The organism is Kitasatospora sp. NPDC058190, from assembly GCF_042883685.1.
Taxonomy (GTDB): Bacteria; Actinomycetota; Actinomycetes; order Streptomycetales; family Streptomycetaceae; genus Kitasatospora.
This window is the reverse complement of record NZ_JBHVVI010000028.1, coordinates 1-17,875: the sequence shown is the minus strand read 5'-3', so window position 1 is coordinate 17,875 and position 17,875 is coordinate 1. Positions and strand designations below refer to the sequence as shown.

Here is a 17,875-nt window from a genome sequence, read left to right as displayed (position 1 = left end):
GACCTCCCTGTGCCCGAACCCCCTTGATGTGAAAGGCCCTTGCTCCACCCATGGCTGAACTGGTGTTCTTCTCGGGCACGATGGACTGCGGCAAGTCGACGCTGGCGCTGCAGATGGACCACAACCACACCGCGCGCGGTCGGCAGGGCGTCATCCTGACCCGCAACGACCGCGCGGGCGCGGCGACCATCTCCAGCCGCCTCGGCCTGCGCGCCGACGCGGTCGAGGTGACGGACGACTTCGACTTCCACGCGCACGTGGTGCAGCGGCTGTCGGCGGGCGGCCGGGTGGACTACCTGATCTGCGACGAGGCGCAGTTCTTCGCCGCCGAGCAGGTCGACCAACTGGCCCGGGTGGTGGACGAGCTGGACATCGACGTCTACACCTTCGGCATCACGACCGACTTCCGCACCCGGCTGTTCCCCGGTTCGCAGCGGCTGATCGAGCTGGCCGACCGGGTGGAGGTGCTCCAGGTCGAGGCCCTGTGCTGGTGCGGCGCCCGGGCGACCCACAACGCCCGGACGGTCGGCGGGGTGATGGTCGTCGAGGGCGCCCAGGTGGTGATCGGCGACATCTCGGTGAAGGAGGACGAGGTCGGCTACGAGGTGCTGTGCCGCCGCCACCACCGCCGCCGGCTGACCGCCGCGACCGCCCGCGCCTCGGTGCTCTCCCCGGACGTGCTGCCCTTCGAGGAGCAGCAGGCCTGACGCGCGAGCGGGCGAGTCCCCGCCCCGAGCGCCCTGGAGCCGAGTGGGCGAATCACAGCGGGGCGCGTCACAGCGTTTCGAGCACCGAGAAGTGCCCGCCCTGTGGGTCGGCGAGCCGAGCGGCCCGGCCGCGGGCGGTGTCGTGCGGTTCGACCAGGACACGGCCGCCGAGTTCGACGGCGTGATGGACGGTCAGCGCGGTGTCCCGGACGGCGAAGTGGGTGCGCCAGCGCGGCGGGTGGCCGCGCAGGTCGGCGTGGTGGCGGATGCCCGCGACCGGGCGTCCGCGCACCATCAGCGCGGACTCGCCGTCGGTGGGCCGGACCGGGCGGTCGAGCACGGTGGCGTAGAAGACGGCGGCGCCGTCCGCGTCCGGGGTGAGCAGTTCGGCCCAGGCGGGCCCGCCGGGTTCCGGCCCGGCCTCGCGGCCGAGGTGCTCCTCGCCCTGCCAGAGGCCGAAGACGGCGCCGGAGACGTCGGCGGCGATCGCCACCCGCCCGGCGCGTTCGGCCTGCAGCGGCCCGACGGCGACGGTGCCGCCGCACTCGCGCACCAGCTGGGTGGTGCGGTCGGCGTCGTCCACGGCGAAGTAGGTGGTCCACTGCACCGGGAAGCCGGTGGCGGTGGAGACGCCGAGGCCGGCGACGGGCTCCCCGTCGAGCTCGGCCCGGACGTAGGCGCCGAGTTGACCCGGCCCGGGGGAGTACGTCCAGCCGAGCAGCTCACCGTAGAAGGCGCGGGCGCCGGGCAGGTCGTCGGTCAGCAGGCTGACCCAGCAGGGCGTGCCCTGGGCCAGTCGGAGTTCCACCGCGGGCAATGCGGGCCTCCTCGTGGGTGGTTGGCGCACGGGAATCCTCGCGCGCGAGGGTGATGCTTCCACTCTGGCGCGCGCCCAACCCTCGGGCCGCGCGGAAAATCCGGCAAAGAGCGCACAAAGAGCGGTGGTTCGGGCGTGTCGGTGGATCTTGTCCGATCGGGCCCGGCGCCGCGGGCCCGGCAGGGATTTGCCGGACCCGCCCCGGGGTGCGTTGCGCGACAATGGCCGGCATGACCACCAACAACGAGGGTTCCCCGCTGATCTCCGCGGCCGAGCTGCGGGAGGCGCTCGCCTCCGCGCGCCCGCCGGTGCTGCTGGACGTGCGCTACCAGCTGGTCGGCGCCGTGCCGGGCGGCCCGACCGCGGCCGAGGAGTACCGGGCGGGGCACCTGCCCGGTGCCCACTTCGTCGAGCTGGACCGGGACCTCGCCGCCGTGCCCGGCGCCCCCGGCCGGGGCGGGCGCCACCCGCTGCCGGACCCGGAGGAGTTCGGCGCCGCGATGCGCCGCTTCGGGGTGAGTGAGGAGCGTCCGGTCGTGGTGTACGACGGCGCGGCCTCGATGGCGGCGGCCCGGGCCTGGTGGCTGCTGCGCTGGGCCGGGCACCGGGACGTCCGGGTGCTGGACGGCGGCTTCGCGGCCTGGCAGGCGGCCGGTCTGCCGGTGACGGCGGAGTTGCCGGAGCCGGGGGAGGGCGACTTCGAGCCGGCCCCGGGGCAGCTGCCGACGGTGGACGGGGACGGCGCCGCGGCCTGGGCGCGTTCCGGTCTGCTGCTGGACGCCCGGTCGGGGGAGCGCTACCGGGGCGAGACCGAGCCGGTGGACCCGCGGGCCGGTCATATCCCGGGCGCGGTGTCGGCGCCGACGGCGGAGAACGTGGGCCCGGACGGGCGGTTCCGGCCGGCCGCGGAGCTGGCGGCCCGGTTCCGGGAGCTGGGCGCGGGCGAGCGGGAGACCGCGGTGTACTGCGGTTCGGGCGTGACAGCGGCGCACCAGATCCTGGCGCTGGAGGTGGCGGGCCTGAACGCCACGCTGTACCCGGGTTCGTGGAGCGAGTGGTCGAGCGACGAGAGCCGCCCGGTCGCGGTGACGGACCAGCCGGGCTGATTCCGGATGCGCCGAAGGGGCGGGAGGCCGAGCCTCCCGCCCCTTCGGCGTCGTCCTACTCCTGCTTCTTGCGCCGGCTGCCGAAGACGATCTCGTCCCAGCTGGGCACGGTGGCCCGGCGACCGGGCCGGACGCCGTCCGCCTCGGCCTGCCGGTCGGTGGTGCCGACCAGGCGCTCGCGGTGCGGGGCGACGGCCCGCGGCATCAGGATGTCGGCGTAGGCCGAGCCCGCACCGACCGCCGGGGCGGCGGCCGCGGCCGACTCCTCGCTCTCCTCGGCGACCTCGGCGGGCACCGGTTCGATCGGGGTGGGGCCGCTGACGGCGAGGTCGCCGCGGAAGGCGGGGACCACGTCGAGCAGGCTGGTCAGCGAGTCCCGGGACTCGGCGCTGGCCTCCCGTGACTCGCGGACCTCGCGGGCCGACATGATGCGGTCGGCGGAGGGACGGTCGATCATCGGGCGGGGCGGCCGGTCCTGGGGGAGCCGGGCGATCCGCGGGATGAACGGGAAGACCGAGTCCTCCTCGCGCTCGACGGTCTCGCCGATCAGCGCGCGGGCCTCGTCGTCGTTGGGCTGGACCAGGCGCCGGGGCGGGTCGTACGTCCACGACGCGCTGCGGCCCTCGCCGTCGGCCCGGTAGGAGAGGATGACCTCCCAGGTGCCGTCGTCGCGCCGCCAGGAGTCCCAGCGCTCGGTGTCCTTCTCGGCGCCGCGCAGCGCGAGCCGCTCGGCCACGGCCTCACCGAGCTGCGGCCCGGGGGACTCGCCGTTGCGACGGATGGCGGTCTTGCGGGCGCGCTCGGCCATGAAGGCGCGCTCGGCGAGGACCGGACCCTCGAAGCGGCGGACGCGGTCGACGGAGATCCCGGCGGCCTGGGCGACCTCCTCGGCGGAGGCACCGGCTCGTATCCGGGCCTGGATGTCCCGGGGCCGCAGATGGCTCTCGACCTCGATCTCGATCTGGCCGAGACGCGGCCGGTCGCCGCGGATGGCGGCGCGCAGCCGCTCGTCGATGGGGAGGGTGTACTCCGTGCTGTCGGCAGCCTTGAGCACCAGCCGTGTGCCGTCGTTGCTGACGGCCACAACCCGCAGTTCGGGCACGGTTACCTCCCGGGTGGTGCCTGCCGACGTCACCTGCGTCGCTGCTCCCGTACTGAGTGTGGCCTGCCCACTCGCGACTGGCCACAACCTTGCTGAGTTCCCCGGCGTGTCGGGCTCACGCCCGGCCACGCCGCTGTGGCACGGTTGCCTTTTTGCCACGTCATCCGTCGACGTCGCGCCTGGGTGTCCCGGCCGTCCTCGCACGAGCAGAGATCGCGACGATCCGGGACCGGCGTCGCCGTGCGTGTCCGTTCCGTGGCTCTTCGTCAAGCTGCCGGTGTAGGCACAGTCGACAAGTCGACCCAAGGCTCGGGCTTTACGAACAGTACTCCATTCGTGGCATCCGGAGGGGCGGCTCGCCGCTCAAGTCTCCCGCGATTCACGGGAATCTCAAGAGCGCGCACCCCCAATGGCGGACCACCGGCGGATGAACGGTGATCATCTTCACACAATCCGGGAGTGCAGAACCGCATTTTCGTCCCTTGTGTCCTTCTTTGGGCAAGATAGAGAGGCTTGTTCGAGAAGCAGTCGTACGGACCGAGGGATGTTGATGCCGGAGTGGAGCCCCGCCGAGGAGGGCGGCAAGGAGGAGCGCAAGCGGATCGATCTGAGTGTGGCTCAGGTCGTGGCGAGTGCGCTGGCCGCGGTGGTGGGCGCGCTGCTCGCCTCCGAACTCGGCGTCTACGGCACGATCATGGGCGCGGCCGTGGTGAGCATCGGAGCCACCACCGGCGGTGCGGTGTTCCAGCACATCTTCCGGCGGACGGGCGAGCAGCTGCGCGAGGCGGTGGACCGGGGGCCGAACCAGGCCGTGAACACGCTGCGCCAGGTACCGGTGGAGCCGGAGCATCCGGCTCAGCCCGCGGAGCGGCCGGACGGGCCGCCGATGATCACCTCGGAGTGGAACGAGCCCCAGGTGGTGCGGGCGCGCCGGCGGTGGACCTGGAAGACCTACGCGGCGGTGTCCGGGCTGGTGTTCGTCCTGGCGATGACGCCGATCGTGGCGTTCGAGCTGGCCACCGGGCAGCCGGTGTCGGCGACGGTGAAGGGCGAGTCCGGCAACGGGACGTCGTTCGGCGGCGGGGTGACGCCCAAGACCTCGACGCCGCAGGACGCCCCGGCGGAGCGGCCGTCCTCCGGGAGCGGCGGGCGCGACTCGCAGGCCACGCCGTCCGGCGGCGCCTCGGCCCCGGCGACGACCCGGCCGAGCCGGGAGCCGAGCGCCACCCCGAGCAGCGGCGCCGGCGGGCAGGGCGGGAGCGCCTCGCCCTCGGCGGGCCCGAGCTCGAGTCCGTCGGCCGGTTCCTCGCCGTCGGCGGGCGGTGGCGGGAAGCCCACCGGTGGGGTCACGTCGCAGCCGCCCGCACCGAGCAACGCCCCGGCGGACGCGACGGTCGCCCCGCCGCTGTCCGCCGAGACCCCCGCGGGCTAGGCCCCCAGCACCCGCCGCAGGTAGTCGTTGCCGAAGACGCGCTGCGGGTCGACCTCGTCGCGCAGCGCGGTGAAGTCGCCGAAGTGGGGGTAGACGCCGGCCAGGTACTCGGCGTCGCGGGTGTGCAGCTTGCCCCAGTGCGGGCGGCCCTGATGGGCGGTCATCAGCTGTTCGACACCGGTGAAGTACCCCTGGTCGGCGGTGCCCCGGTAGAGGTGGACGGCGATGTAGGCGCTGTCCCGGCCGGAGGCGGTGGAGAGCCAGAGGTCGTCGGCGGGGGCGAAGCGGACCTCGACGGGGAAGCTGACCTTCCAGTCGGAGCGTTCGAGCAGGGCCTTCAGCTCGCGCAGCACCTCGGCGACGGCCGCGCGCGGGACGGCGTACTCCATCTCCACGAAGCGGACCTTGCGCGGGCTGGTGAACACCTTGTACGCGGTGTCCGTGTAGCTGCGGTCGGACCAGGCGCGGCTGGCGAGCGCGGCGATCGAGGGGATGGACCGGGGGAAGCGCCGGCCGATCCGGCAGGCGCCCTCCCAGACGGTGTTGGAGAGGAAGTCGTCCTCCAGCCACTCCTTGAACCGGGGCAGCGGGGCGGTCGGGCCCTGGCTGCGGTTGTTGCGCTTGGTGGCGCAGCGGTCGGTGTGCGGGAACCAGTAGAACTCGAAGTGCTCGTTGACGGCGGTGAGGTCGTCGAGGCGTTCCAGCACCTCGTCGAAGGCCATCGGCTGTTCGTGCGCGCTGAGCAGGAAGGCCGGTTCGACGCCGAAGGTGAGCGCGGTGATCACGCCGAGGGCGCCGAGGCCGAGGCGGGCGCCCTGGAAGAGCCGGGGGTTCTCGGTGGGGGAGCAGCGCTCGACGGTGCCGTCGGCGAGGACGATCTCCAGTGCGCGGATCTGGGCGGCGAGCGAGCCGGAGTCGCGGCCGGTGCCGTGGGTGCCGGTGCTGGTGGCGCCGGCGACGGTCTGGACCTCGATGTCGCCCATGTTGGTGAGGGAGAGGCCCTCGGCGGCGAGGAGCCGGTTGAGGCGGTTCAGCGGGAGGCCGGATTCGACGGTGACGGTGCCGGCCGCGCGGTCGATCCCGCGGACGGCGGTGAGCGCGTGCGGGCGGATCAGCAGGCCGTCGCCGGCCGAGGCGATCGCGGTGAAGGAGTGGCCGGAGCCGACGGCCTTGACGGTGCGGCCCTGGTCGGAGGCGCGCAGGATCTCCTTGGCCAGTTCCTCCGCGGTGCCGGGGGTGGCGGTCCGGCTGGGGAGGGCGCTCTGGTTCCCGGCCCAGTTGGTCCACCGGGTGCGGGTCGCGGTACTGGCCTGGGGCATGGCGCTGCCTCCTGCTCCGTGGCCGAACGGGTCGGCGCGGTCCGGGGGCGGTGGGCCGCCCTACCCGTGGGTAGGGCCACAGGTAGGGCGAGATTAGTCAGTTCACCGTTCGACGTCTACGGGTCGTTCGACCGCTTCCGCGGGCTCGTTCGCGGCGACTCCGGCGCGCAGGCGGCCGAGCCCGGTCAGCGCGACGAGCACTCCGAGGGCACCGGCTGTCAGTGGGACCCAGTAGCCGGCCGAGGCGCCGGAGGCGTCGACCACCCAGCCGCCGACCGAGGAGCCGAAGGCCACGCCGAGGGCGAGCCCGGTGGTGGTCCAGGCCATGCCCTCGGTGAGCTTCGCGGCCGGGACGAGCCGTTCGACCAGGGCCATCGCGGAGATGAGGGTGGGGGAGATGGCGACGCCGGCGATCAGCAGGGCGGCGCCCGCCGCGACCAGCCCGCCGACGCCGTGCAGGGTGGAGGCGACGAGCAGGATGGGGATCATGCTGAGCGCCATCATCACCACGCCGACGAAGAAGCGGGTGGACAGCGGGCTCCTGGGCTTGAGCGCCCCGTAGACGGCGCCGGCCAGGCCGGAGCCGACGGCCCAGACGGCCAGGACGACGCTGGAGAGCCCCTTGTGTCCCTGGGCGTCGGCGAAGGCGACGGTGACGATCTCGACCGAGCCGAAGATCGCGCCGGAGGCGACGAAGGTCAGCACCAGGACGATCAGGCCGCCGTTGAGGATGGCGCTGCCGCTACCGTCGGCCGAGGCCGGATGGACCGGCGGTTCGGTGCGGCGCTGGGCGGTGAACAGGGCGATGCCGACGGCGAGCGCGATGACGGCCACGAGGACGCCGGACTCGGGGAACACGTTGGTGGCCAGGCCGATGGCGAGGATCGGGCCGACGATGAAGCAGATCTCGTCGACGACGGCCTCGAAGGAGTACGCGGTGTGCAGCTTGGCGGCGTCGTCGCGGTAGAGGTGGGCCCAGCGGGCACGGACCATGGCGCCGGCGCTGGGCATGACGCCGAGGCCGACGGCGAAGAGGAACAGCGTCCAGGACGGTGCGCGGAAGTGGGCGCAGAGCAGGAGCCCGGTCGCGGCGGCGACGGTGAGCGCGGTGGCCGGGACGGCGATGCGGCGTTGCCCGCGGCGGTCGACCAGCCACGAGACCGCCGGGCCGAGCGCCGCGGCGGCGATCGCCATCGTCGCCGAGACCGCACCCGCGAGCCCGTACGACCCCGTCAGCTGGGAGAGCATGGTCACGATGCCGATGCCGGCCATGGAGATCGGCAGACGGGCTATGAACCCGGCGGAGGAGAAGGCCGCGGTGCCAGGGGAGGCGAATATTCGGCGGTAGCTGGACAGCACGGGAGCTCCGGACAGGGGGTAAGGAACAAGGCTGGCGAACACAGCTTACGCGGGTTGGCAAACGGTATTTTCCGGACACCCGCGCGGCCCCGGCGCCGGGCCCCGTCCCCTCAGTGGCAGGATCGGTGCCATGTCCGACGCGCGCAAACCCTCCCCCTCCGGCGCCGCCCCGTACGACGCCCTGCTGCTGCTCTCCTTCGGCGGGCCCGAGGCCCCCGAGGACGTCGTCCCGTTCCTGGAGAACGTCACCCGCGGCCGCGGCATCCCCAAGGAGCGCCTGAAGGAGGTGGGCAAGCACTACTTCATGTTCGGCGGGGTCAGTCCGATCAACGAGCAGAACCGCGAGCTGCTCGCCGCCCTGCGGAAGGACTTCGCCGAGCACGGGCTGGACCTGCCGGTCTACTGGGGCAACCGGAACTGGGCGCCCTACCTGGTGGACACCCTGCGGGAGCTGGCCGCCGACGGCCACCGCCGGATCGCCGTGCTCGCCACCAGCGCCTACGCCGGCTACTCGGGCTGCCGCCAGTACCGGGAGAACCTGGCCGACGCGCTCGCCACCCTCGCCGAGGAGGGCCGCCCGGCGCTGACCGTCGACAAGCTGCGGCACTTCTACAACCACCCCGGCTTCGTCGAGCCGATGATCGACGCCGCCCTGGCCGCCCTGGAGCAGCTGCCCGAGGACGTCCGCCCCGGCGCCCGGCTGGCCTTCACCACCCACTCCATCCCGGACGCGATGGCCGAGACCTCCGGCGCCCCGGAGGACCCGGCCCGCGGCACCCCCGGCGGCGCGTACGTCGCCCAGCACCTGGATGTGGCCCGACTGATCGCCGCGGCCGTCGCCGAGCGCACCGGCGTGGCCGACCGGCCGTGGCGGCTGGTGTTCCAGAGCCGCAGCGGCGCCCCGCACATCCCGTGGCTGGAACCCGACATCTGTGACCACCTGGAGGCCCAGCACGCCGACGGCGCGCCGGCCGTGGTGATGGTGCCGATCGGCTTCGTCTCCGACCACATGGAGGTCAAGTACGACCTCGACACCGAGGCCGTCGCCAAGGCAGCCGAACTCGGCCTGCGGGTGGTCCGCGCCGCCACCGTCGGCGCCGACCCGCGGTTCACCGCCGCCGTGCGCGAACTGGTCCTGGAACGGGCCGCCACCGAGCGCGGCGAGACCGTGACCCGCTGCGCCCTGGGCGCCCTCGGCCCCAGCCACGACGTGTGCGCGGTGGCCTGCTGCCCCAACCCGCGCGCCCCCCGCCCGGCCGCCGCCGAGCGCTGACCCCCTCCGGAGGAGAATCCCGTGTCCACCCCCGCCCCGCCCGACGACCGGCTCCTCGACGACCTGCTCGACGTCGCCCTGGACGCGGCCCGGCAGGCCGGCGCCCTGCTGCGCGACGGCCGTCCCGCCGACCTCGGCGTGGCCGGCACCAAGAGCAGCCCGGTCGACGTGGTTACCGAGATGGACCTCGCCTCCGAGAAGCTCCTCCTGGAGCTGATCGCCGACCGCCGTCCCGAGGACGGCTACCTCGGCGAGGAGGGCGCCGAGCGCCCCGGCACCAGCGGGGTGCGCTGGGTCGTCGACCCGCTCGACGGCACGGTCAACTACCTGTACGGGCTGCCCTCCTGGGCGGTCAGCGTGGCCGCGGAGGTGGACGGCCGCGCCGTCGTCGGGGTCGTCCACGCCCCGGCGCGCGGCGAGCTGTTCCACGCCGTCCTCGGCCGCGGCGCCCGCCTCAACGGCCGTCCGCTCTCGGCCCGCCCGGCCCCGCCCTGGGGCCAGGCGCTGATCGGCACCGGCTTCAACTACGTCCAGTCGGTGCGGGTGCGCCAGGCCGAGGTGCTGCTCGCCCTGATGCCCGAGGTGCGGGACGTCCGCCGGGGCGGGGCGGCCGCGGTGGACCTGTGCGACGTGGCCGCCGGGCGGCTGGACGGCTACTACGAACGCGGCCTCGCCCCCTGGGACCACGCGGCCGGCTGCCTGATCGCCGCCGAGGCCGGCGCGCTGGTCGGCGGCCGTCCCGGGCACGGCCCGGACAGCCGGCTGACCGTGGCCGCCGCGCCGGGCGTGTACGAGCCGCTGCAGGAGCGCCTGGCCGCGCTGCGCGCCTGGGCGGACTGACCGGGCGACCGCGGCGCCGGCCGCCTCGGAGCCCCGGGACGAAACCCCTCCGGAGATGCGAAGAGCCCTGGCACACGGGGGATGCCAGGGCTTGGGGTTTCGCACGGCCCCCGTAGGACCGCAGGTGCCGGAGGACCGGCGTCGGGTCAGGCGGCGGTGCGGTGGCGCTCCAGCACGGTGTCCACACCGTGCTCGGCGGCCAGACGACGCAGGTCGTCCAGCTCGGACTGCTCCACCTCGGCGAGGAACTCGTCCCCGGCCTCGATCGCGCGGTGCAGATCCTGCTCGGCGTTGGCTATGCGCTGCAGGATTCCGGCCTTGAAGGCGTCCATACGGGCCCCCTTACTTTGTCGGACGTGCACGGTCGTACGTTCTCCGCCCCGAGGAGGTCTGGCCAGCGAAAGCGTCCGGGCCGGCAGGTGGTGGATCTCCGGTCGGGCGCGGAGACGGCCTTCGGCCGCTCCCGGTGACATCCCAGCCCCAGGGCCGGCGCGGATGAACGCACGGCGGGTGGGTGCGATCGGCCAACAGCCAGATCGCGGGTGTGCAGCTGTCCTCCCCGCCCGGGGACCGGGGAAACCTCCCGTCGCGAGAAAGTTGCCCGCGTCACAGTCCAAGCGGAGTGGTCCCGGCACGAACGGTCACCGCCGCGGGACCGCACTCCGTGCCTGGGCGGCAGCTTATCGCTGCTTTACCGCAGGACCAGGCAGGATGGAGGCACCGTCGGAGCCGCGCGTCCGCTTCCGGGGCCGGCCTGGAGAAGGGACAACGACCGTGCGGGTTCTCGTCGTCGAGGACGAGCAGCTGCTTGCCGAGGCCGTCGCGACCGGCCTGCGCCGCGAGGCGATGGCCGTGGACGTGGTGTACGACGGGGAGGCCGCGCTCCAGCGCATCGCGGTCAACGACTACGACGTGGTCGTCCTGGACCGCGACCTCCCGCTGGTGCACGGCGACGACGTCTGCCGCAAGGTGGTCGAACAGGGCCTGGCCACCAGGGTGATCATGCTGACCGCCTCCGGCGACATCAGCGACCGGGTCGAGGGCCTGGAGATCGGCGCGGACGACTACCTTCCGAAGCCGTTCGCCTTCAGCGAACTCGTCGCCCGGGTCCGGGCGCTGGGCCGCCGCGCGACCATCCCGCTGCCCCCGGTACTGGAGCGGGCCGGCATCTCGCTCGACCCCGGCCGGCGCGAGGTGATCCGCGAGGGACGCACCGTCCAGCTCGCCCCCAAGGAGTTCGCCGTCCTGGAGGTGCTGATGCGGGCCGGCGGCGCCGTCGTCTCCGCCGAGCAGCTGCTGGAGAAGGCCTGGGACGAGCACACCGACCCGTTCACCAACGTGGTGCGCGTCACCGTGATGACGCTGCGCCGCAAGCTCGGCGACCCGCCGGTGATCGTCACCGTGCCCGGTTCCGGCTACCGGATCTGACTGGAACACGCCCCCGGGAACCCGCCCGAGGACTCCCCGCCGCATCCCGCGCCCGCCCCGGCGGACGCCCCGAGAGGACCATCATGACCACCCCGCCCCCGGCCGGCGGGCCCTCCGGCGCGCCCGCCGGCGGCCCGCGCGCCGTACCGCCCAGGCCCGTCCACCCGCCGCGCCCGGCCCGGCAGAACCAGCACGAGACCTACGTCCCCGGCGACGGCCTGCTCGCCTGGCTCCCCTTCCGCCCGACCATCCGGATGCGGCTCACCCTGCTCTACGGCGGGATGTTCCTGATGGCCGGCGTGGTCCTGCTGCTGGTGATGTACTTCTTCGTCCAGCAGTCGCTCCAGCAGGTCGGCCAGCCGCACCTGGTGCTCAACGGCATCCCCGTGCGGACGCCGGACGGCCAGCTCATCACCAACCAGTCCGCGCTGGACCAGTGGCTGAACGACCAGAGGTCCTTCCAGGCCGGCCAGGCGCTCAACGACCTGCTGCGCAAGCTGCTCACCGTCCTGGTCTGCCTCGCCGTGATCGCCTTCGCGGCCGGCTACGCGATGGCCGGCCGGGTGCTGCGCCCGCTCGGCCGGATCACCCGCACCGCCCGCGACGTCGCCTCCTCCGACCTGCACCGCCGGATCGAGCTGGACGGGCCGGACGACGAGCTCAAGGAGCTCGCCGACACCTTCGACGACATGCTGGACCGGCTGGACCGCTCCTTCGACTCCCAGCGCCGCTTCGTCGCCAACGCCTCGCACGAGCTGCGCACCCCGCTGGCGATCAACCGCACCCTGTTGGAGGTCCAGCTCTCCGACCCGGCCGCCTCGCCCGACCTCCAGCAGCTCGGCAAGACCCTGCTGGCCACCAACGAGCGCAGCGAGCAGCTGGTCGAGGGCCTGCTGCTGCTCGCCCGCAGCGAGAACGAGCTGACCGACCGCCGCCCGGTGGAGCTGTCCGAGGTGGCCACCCGGGCGCTGGAGCAGACCCGGGCCGAGGCGGACAAGCGCGAGGTCGAGCTGCGCTCGAAGCTCGATCCGGCCGCCGTCGGGGGCAACGGCGTGCTGCTGGAGCGGCTCGCGCTCAACCTGCTGCAGAACGCCGTCCGCTACAACACCCCGGGCGGCTGGGTCGAGCTGGCCACCGCCGAGGTGCCGGGCGGGGGCGAGCTGGTGGTCTCCAACACCGGCCCGGTGGTGCCCGGGTACGAACTGGAGCACATTTTCGAGCCGTTCCGCCGGATCAAGGGCGCCGACCGCACCCGCAGCGACAAGGGGGTCGGGCTGGGCCTGTCCATCGTCCGCTCGGTGGTGCGCGCCCACGGGGGCACCATCGAGGCCACCCCGCGCGCCGGCGGCGGCCTCACCATGCGGGTGCGCATCCCGACGCCGTAGCGCCCTCCTGGGCCGTTCCCGAGCCGTAACGGGCCCCCTGGGTCGCCGCGTCCCGTGGGCGACCGTTCCCTGCCGCCCCCGTCAAGCCTGTCAAGACGACATCAGGCCTGACGGGGGCGGCTTGTCATTTGCGGCCCGAGCAACTTACGGTGTCGTAACCTACGCAGCCGTAAGTGCGTCCGCCGGTGGGTTCCACCGACGGCTCCGCACGACGTGTGCCCGCCCTACGCGCCCGTCCCGCGCGTGCCCGTCCCCCGGGAGCAAGACCGTGACCATCGCCCCTGTGCAGAGCAGCACCTCGCTCGGATCGAGCGGCTGGACCGACGCGCGGCTGATCCTGGCCCTCGAAGAGGTCGTGGAGAAGGAGCTCAACCGCCACCTGGGCGTGGCCAAGGAGTGGATGCCGCACGAGTTCGTCCCGTGGAGCCAGGGCCGTGACTTCGACGGCGTACTGGGCGGCGAGGCCTGGAACATCGAGCAGTCGAAGGTGACCCCGCTCGGACGGGTGTCGCTGGTGGTGAACCTGCTGACCGAGGACAACCTCCCCAGCTACCACCACGAGATCGCGACCATGTTCGGCCGCGAGGGCGCCTGGGGCACCTGGGTGCACCGCTGGACCGCCGAGGAGGGCCGGCACGGGATAGCCATCCGCGACTTCCTGCTCGCCACCCGGGCCGTCGACCCGGTGGAGCTGGAGCGGGCCCGGATGAACCACATGTCGGAGGGCTTCGAGTCCGACAACGCGCACAGCATGCTGCACTCGGTCGCCTACGTGGCCTTCCAGGAGCTGGCGACCCGCATCGCGCACCGCAACACGGGCAAGTACGCCGGCGACCCGTTGTGCGAGCAGCTGCTGGCGAAGATCGCCAACGACGAGAACCTGCACATGGTCTTCTACCGGAACCTGCTGAAGGCAGCCCTGGAGATCGCCCCGGACCAGGCCATGCGCGCCATCGCCGACGTGGTCACCGGCTTCCGGATGCCCGGCCACGGGATCCCCGGCTTCGAGCGCGCCGCCGCGCAGATCGCCCTCGGCGGGGTGTACAACCTCCGCATCCACCACGACGACGTGCTGCAGCCGGTGCTGCGCAAGCTGCGCGTGATGGAGATCGGCGGCCTCGGCCCGGAGGGCATGGTGGCGCAGAACGAGCTGGGCGTGTTCCTGGACGGGCTGGACGGCCAGGCGCGCAAGTTCGAGGAGCGCCAGGCCGCGATGCTGGCGCGCCGGGCGGCCCGTCGCAGCGCCGAGTAGGGTGCGGCGACGGCACGTCGTCGAGGGGTCGGAGTGGGTGGATTTTCCGTGATTTGCCCCGGAAGATTCTGAACGTGACCAAGCTCACACTGTGTCGCTCCATGGTGTCGGGTGACCCCGGAGAGTGATCACCCTGTTGGAGGTGCCGATCGCCGTCCGTGACCGGAATCCGGTCTGGCTGCGGCCTGGAGGGTTGGTCGGCATCCCTGGTGGGCAAGGGATTTGGCGGACATCAGTACGGACTTCGCTCACTGAGCGTCGCTGACCCGGCGGGCGTTTGGCGGGTCGGCGATGGCCCAGCGTGAGGCCTCTGGAGGCCCAACGGATCACCCCAACGGAGCCCTGGCTGAGTGTCGATTGAGTAACAGGGCTTGAAGTAAGGCAAAATCTCCGCCTCGGGTCGGGCACAAGACCGACCCCCCATGCGTTACGTGCGCTGGAGATACCGCACACACCGCACAACCCGGAGGGGGAGAGCGAAAAATGGCAACGGACTACGACACCCCACGCAAGACCGACGACGAGCTCAACGAAGACAGCATCGAGGAACTCAAGGCTCGGCGGAACGACAAGGGCGGCAGCTCGGTCGACGTCGACGAGTTCGAGGCCGCCGAGGGCATGGAGCTCCCGGGCGCCGACCTCTCGGGCGAGGAGCTCGCGGTCCGCGTGCTGCCGAAGCAGGCCGACGAGTTCACCTGCATGAGCTGCTTCCTGGTGCACCACCGAAGCCAGCTCTACAGCGAGAAGAACGGCAACCCGATCTGCCGGGACTGCGGCGCCTGAGCACCGCAGCGGACAGCGACCGGTGCCCGTGGCTCCCGCGGGACCGGCACAACGCCCCTTCCGGCCCCGGGCAGCGGGGCCGGACGGCAGGTCCGCGGGCCGTCCGCAGGGACGGTCCCGGGAGGACGGAGTCGTTCGGCGGCGCGTCGGCCAGTACAGCACTGGCAACCATGGCAATAGCCAGTACGGCGTCGGCCAGGACAAAGTCGTAGGGACGGTCCCGCAGCAGCGGAACCGTCCCTCTCGGTTTTCTCGGCCTTCTCGCCCCGGCGCGCCCCTTACGTACGGGTGCCGCGCCGCGCCTCGTCGAGTGCGTCGGCCAGCTTCATCGGCGAGCGGGTCGACAGGTACAGGTAGGGCGTCGGGTCGGCCGGGTCGTCCACCTCGACCCGCAGCGCGGTCGGGACGTAGCTGCGCAGCAGCATGAAGGCGCGGGGGTCGGCCTTCGGGCCGCGCCAGGCCGTGGCCTCGGCGGGGCTCAGCGCGTGCGCGGCGCCCAGCGCTTCCACCGGGATCCGGGCGGGGCCCGCCACCAGCGAGCCCTGGACCACGCGGATCCGGGCCGAGCCGTAGCTGCTGATCGCCACCGCGCCGGCGGCGATGCCGGCGACCAGGCCGACCAGCGCGGCCGGGCCGCTGACCCGGATCAGGATCAGCGCGAGGGTGAGGCCGACTGCGACCGGGAGCAGCCACCAGGAGCGCGGCACCGTGAGGCGTTCGTCGTACATGCCCTCCATTGTGGGTGCCCTGACGCCCGGAGCGGGACGCCACCCCCGGCGGAGGCCTTGCTACCCCTGGGTAGGGTGGGTCGGCGTGACCGGTACGACACCCCCCACCACCCCCACCGACCGGCCGGCGCCCGCGTTGCCGCCGACCCCGACCACCCCGCCGCCGGACGCCGTCCTCCCGCCGCGGGCCCCCGAGGCGCCCGCCCCCGGCACCCGGCTCGGCTCCCACTACGAGCACTGCTTCGGCTGCGGCCCGCAGCACCCCGGCGGCCTGCGGATCGACGCGGTCGCCGGTGAGGGACTCGACGTCACCGCCGAGTTCACCGTCCGGGACGTTCACCAGGGCGGCCCCGGGTTGGCCCACGGCGGCGTGCTGACGACGGCGATGGACGAGACCCTCGGCACGCTCAACTGGCTGCTGCACGCCCCCGCAGTGACCGGCAGGCTGGAGACCGACTTCCTCCGCCCGGTGCCCGTCGACTCGGTGCTGCACCTGCGCGCCTGGGTCACCGGAGTGCACGGTCGCAAGATCTACAGCGCCGCCGAAGCGCGGATCGGCGGCCCGGGCGGACCGGTCGCCGTGCGTGCTCAGGCGCTCTTCATTCAGGTGAAGCTGGAACACTTCACCACGCACGGTCGTCCCGAGGACATCGAGAAGGTCCTCGACGACCCGGATCTGATGAAGCGCGCACGAGCCTTTGAGGTGAACCCTTGAGCGAGACCCCCCGCCCGCCGCTGGACGTCCTGATCAGGCGCGTCGACCCCGAGCTGCCGCTGCCCGAGTACGCGCAGCCCGGGGACGCCGGTGCCGATCTGCGCACCGCTGTCGACGCCGAGCTGGCCCCCGGCGAGCGGGCTGTGCTCCCCACCGGCATCGCCATCGCCCTCCCGGACGGCTACGCGGCCTTCGTCCACCCCCGCTCCGGGCTCGCAGCTCGTTGCGGAGTTGCGCTCGTGAACGCCCCGGGGACGGTCGATGCCGGGTACCGTGGAGAGATCAAGGTGATCGTCGTCAATCTGGACCCGCGCGAGGGGGTCAGCTTCCGCCGAGGGGACCGGATCGCCCAGCTGGTCATCCAGCAGGTCGAGAAGGCCCGCTTCCACGAGGTGGCCGAGCTGCCGGGGTCGGCACGCGCCGAGGGCGGGTTCGGGTCGACCGGTGGCCACGCCGCGGTCTAGCATTCCCGCGGCCTCGCAGGAAGCCGAGCAGGTATTCGCATCGGTCTTGGACCGGGAAGGACAGTGACCGTGTTCCGTCGTCGCCAGAAGAGCGAGGACGCTGTCGAGCAGCTCGCCGACGACGCCATCAGCGCCGACGAGACGGCCGATGACGTCGAAGGTTCCGCCGAGAGCGAGAACGTGACCGAGCTGGACCCGGCCGACAAGTTCGGCCTGCCGCCGGCCCCGCGGCCGGACGGCCCGTGGGACCACTCCGAGCTGGAGAACCCCGAGGAGGGCCGTGTCGACCTCGGGGGACTGCTGGTCCCCGGGGTCGAGGGCATGGAGCTGCGCGTCGAGGTCGCCGGTGACGCGATCGTCGCCGCCACCCTCGTGCTCGGCAACAGCGCCATCCAGCTCCAGGCCTTCGCGGCCCCGAAGTCGGAGGGCATCTGGGGGGAGGTCCGGGAGGAGATCGCCAACGGCATCACCTCGCAGGGCGGAATCGTGGACGAGGAGGAGGGCCCGCTCGGCTGGCACCTCCGCGCCCAGGTCCCGGTGCAGCTCCCGGACGGCACCCAGGGCGTGCAGCTGGTGCGCTTCGTCGGCTGTGACGGTCCGCGCTGGTTCCTGCGCGGCGTGATCTCGGGCCAGGCCGCCGTGCAGCCCGAGATGGCCGGCATCCTGGAGCAGGTCTTCCGCCAGACCGTCGTCGTGCGTGGCGAGAGCCCGATGGCGCCCCGCGACCCGATCGTGCTCAAGCTTCCCGAGGACGCCCAGATGGTTGCCGACGGTGGTGGGGCTGCTGCCGCCGCCGGCGAGGGCGAGAGCCGCTTCGGCGGCACCGCGCTCGACCCGTTCGCTCGCGGCCCGGAGATCACCGAGGTCCGTTGACCGGGGCCGCCTGGTCCGGTTCGCCTGATCCGGATTGTCGGATCTGATCGCCGCCGCATCGCCCCCGCCCGGGACCCCGGGCGGGGGCGATTTGCATGTGGCGGGTCGGTCCCCGTACAGTTCCGGAGTCGCCGCGGGAGACCGGGGTGACAAAGCGGAAAGCAAATCCGATGAATGAAACTCCGGTAAACGGAGCGGAAAACATCTGATAAGCTGGAAACACGAAAGAACGAAGCGCCCGGAGGGCCCGCTGGAAGGCGGTCCGAAGGAAGCGTCCGTTCCTTGAGAACTC

The 17,875-nt window shown here is 73.0% G+C and carries 17 protein-coding genes and 1 pseudogene; 12 read left to right on the top strand and 6 right to left on the bottom strand.

Annotated features, from left to right (window positions below):
- Positions 1 to 50 precede the first annotated feature (50 nt).
- The gene (locus tag ACFVWU_RS15620; protein ID WP_380611994.1) at positions 51 to 707 is read left to right on the top strand and encodes a thymidine kinase; all 657 of its coding nucleotides are present in this window, start codon (positions 51 to 53) and stop codon (positions 705 to 707) included.
- A gap of 67 nt (positions 708 to 774) precedes the next feature.
- Here ACFVWU_RS15620 and ACFVWU_RS15615 read toward each other — a convergent pair whose 3' ends face one another.
- A complete protein-coding gene (locus tag ACFVWU_RS15615) occupies positions 775 to 1,515 on the bottom strand; it encodes a VOC family protein (protein ID WP_387620438.1) in 741 nt (246 codons plus the stop codon).
- A 239-nt stretch (positions 1,516 to 1,754) separates the two neighbouring features.
- On the opposite strand from ACFVWU_RS15615, the gene ACFVWU_RS15610 reads away from it, so the two are divergent.
- Complete coding sequence (locus ACFVWU_RS15610) at positions 1,755 to 2,630, top strand: sulfurtransferase (protein ID WP_387620314.1); 876 nt, start codon at positions 1,755 to 1,757, stop codon at positions 2,628 to 2,630.
- 55 nt (positions 2,631 to 2,685) lie between these two features.
- On the opposite strand, the gene sepH is transcribed toward ACFVWU_RS15610, so the two are convergent.
- Positions 2,686 to 3,765: a septation protein SepH gene (gene sepH, locus ACFVWU_RS15605; RefSeq protein ID WP_387620311.1), complete on the bottom strand. Its 1,080-nt coding sequence runs from the start codon at positions 3,763 to 3,765 to the stop codon at positions 2,686 to 2,688.
- A 517-nt stretch (positions 3,766 to 4,282) separates the two neighbouring features.
- On the opposite strand from sepH, the gene ACFVWU_RS15600 reads away from it, so the two are divergent.
- Entirely contained in the window at positions 4,283 to 5,164 is an 882-nt protein-coding gene (locus ACFVWU_RS15600) for a hypothetical protein (RefSeq protein ID WP_387620308.1), read from the top strand.
- Here ACFVWU_RS15600 and ACFVWU_RS15595 read toward each other — a convergent pair.
- Positions 5,161 to 6,483, bottom strand: coding sequence for a D-arabinono-1,4-lactone oxidase (locus ACFVWU_RS15595; RefSeq protein WP_387620305.1), 1,323 nt, complete (start codon positions 6,481 to 6,483; stop codon positions 5,161 to 5,163). The two genes, ACFVWU_RS15600 and ACFVWU_RS15595, sit on opposite strands and share 4 nt — an antisense overlap.
- Before the next feature lie 102 nt (positions 6,484 to 6,585).
- Positions 6,586 to 7,842, bottom strand: coding sequence for an MFS transporter (locus ACFVWU_RS15590; protein ID WP_387620302.1), 1,257 nt, complete (start codon positions 7,840 to 7,842; stop codon positions 6,586 to 6,588).
- A gap of 130 nt (positions 7,843 to 7,972) precedes the next feature.
- Here ACFVWU_RS15590 and ACFVWU_RS15585 point away from each other — a divergent pair, with 130 nt between their 5' ends.
- A complete protein-coding gene (locus ACFVWU_RS15585; protein ID WP_387620299.1) occupies positions 7,973 to 9,115 on the top strand; it encodes a ferrochelatase in 1,143 nt (380 codons plus the stop codon).
- Positions 9,116 to 9,136: 21 nt separating this feature from the next.
- Positions 9,137 to 9,955: an inositol monophosphatase family protein gene (locus ACFVWU_RS15580; protein WP_387620297.1), complete on the top strand. Its 819-nt coding sequence runs from the start codon at positions 9,137 to 9,139 to the stop codon at positions 9,953 to 9,955.
- A 146-nt stretch (positions 9,956 to 10,101) separates the two neighbouring features.
- Here the strand turns inward: ACFVWU_RS15580 and ACFVWU_RS15575 are convergent, their stop codons facing one another.
- Complete coding sequence (locus ACFVWU_RS15575) at positions 10,102 to 10,287, bottom strand: hypothetical protein (RefSeq protein WP_030057688.1); 186 nt, start codon at positions 10,285 to 10,287, stop codon at positions 10,102 to 10,104.
- Between the two features lie 442 nt (positions 10,288 to 10,729).
- Here ACFVWU_RS15575 and ACFVWU_RS15570 point away from each other — a divergent pair, with 442 nt between their 5' ends.
- From ACFVWU_RS15570 to ACFVWU_RS15555, 4 genes are all read left to right on the top strand, one after another.
- Positions 10,730 to 11,383, top strand: coding sequence for a response regulator transcription factor (locus ACFVWU_RS15570; RefSeq protein WP_030285473.1), 654 nt, complete (start codon positions 10,730 to 10,732; stop codon positions 11,381 to 11,383).
- 83 nt (positions 11,384 to 11,466) lie between these two features.
- Positions 11,467 to 12,768, top strand: a complete 1,302-nt coding sequence (locus tag ACFVWU_RS15565; RefSeq protein WP_387620292.1) for a sensor histidine kinase — start codon at positions 11,467 to 11,469, stop codon at positions 12,766 to 12,768.
- A 268-nt stretch (positions 12,769 to 13,036) separates the two neighbouring features.
- Positions 13,037 to 14,020, top strand: a complete 984-nt coding sequence (locus ACFVWU_RS15560; RefSeq protein WP_387620290.1) for an acyl-ACP desaturase — start codon at positions 13,037 to 13,039, stop codon at positions 14,018 to 14,020.
- 483 nt (positions 14,021 to 14,503) lie between these two features.
- Positions 14,504 to 14,803 carry a DUF4193 domain-containing protein gene (locus tag ACFVWU_RS15555; protein ID WP_350745462.1) on the top strand — a complete coding sequence of 100 codons (300 nt, stop codon included), beginning with the start codon at positions 14,504 to 14,506 and terminating at the stop codon, positions 14,801 to 14,803.
- 278 nt (positions 14,804 to 15,081) lie between these two features.
- On the opposite strand, the gene ACFVWU_RS15550 is transcribed toward ACFVWU_RS15555, so the two are convergent.
- Complete coding sequence (locus ACFVWU_RS15550; RefSeq protein ID WP_387620288.1) at positions 15,082 to 15,531, bottom strand: DUF3093 domain-containing protein; 450 nt, start codon at positions 15,529 to 15,531, stop codon at positions 15,082 to 15,084.
- Between the two features lie 136 nt (positions 15,532 to 15,667).
- Here ACFVWU_RS15550 and ACFVWU_RS15545 point away from each other — a divergent pair, with 136 nt between their 5' ends.
- The 3 genes and pseudogenes from ACFVWU_RS15545 (at position 15,668) to ACFVWU_RS15535 (ending at position 17,583) form a co-directional block, all read left to right on the top strand.
- The gene (locus ACFVWU_RS15545; RefSeq protein ID WP_387620436.1) at positions 15,668 to 16,246 is read left to right on the top strand and encodes a PaaI family thioesterase; all 579 of its coding nucleotides are present in this window, start codon (positions 15,668 to 15,670) and stop codon (positions 16,244 to 16,246) included.
- Positions 16,243 to 16,777: pseudogene (gene dut, locus ACFVWU_RS15540) on the top strand (dUTP diphosphatase). Before ACFVWU_RS15545 ends, dut begins: the two are co-directional and overlap by 4 nt.
- Before the next feature lie 2 nt (positions 16,778 to 16,779).
- Positions 16,780 to 17,583 (top strand): DUF3710 domain-containing protein, encoded by an 804-nt coding sequence (locus ACFVWU_RS15535; protein ID WP_387620285.1) that lies wholly within the window; start codon positions 16,780 to 16,782, stop codon positions 17,581 to 17,583.
- Positions 17,584 to 17,875 lie beyond the last annotated feature (292 nt).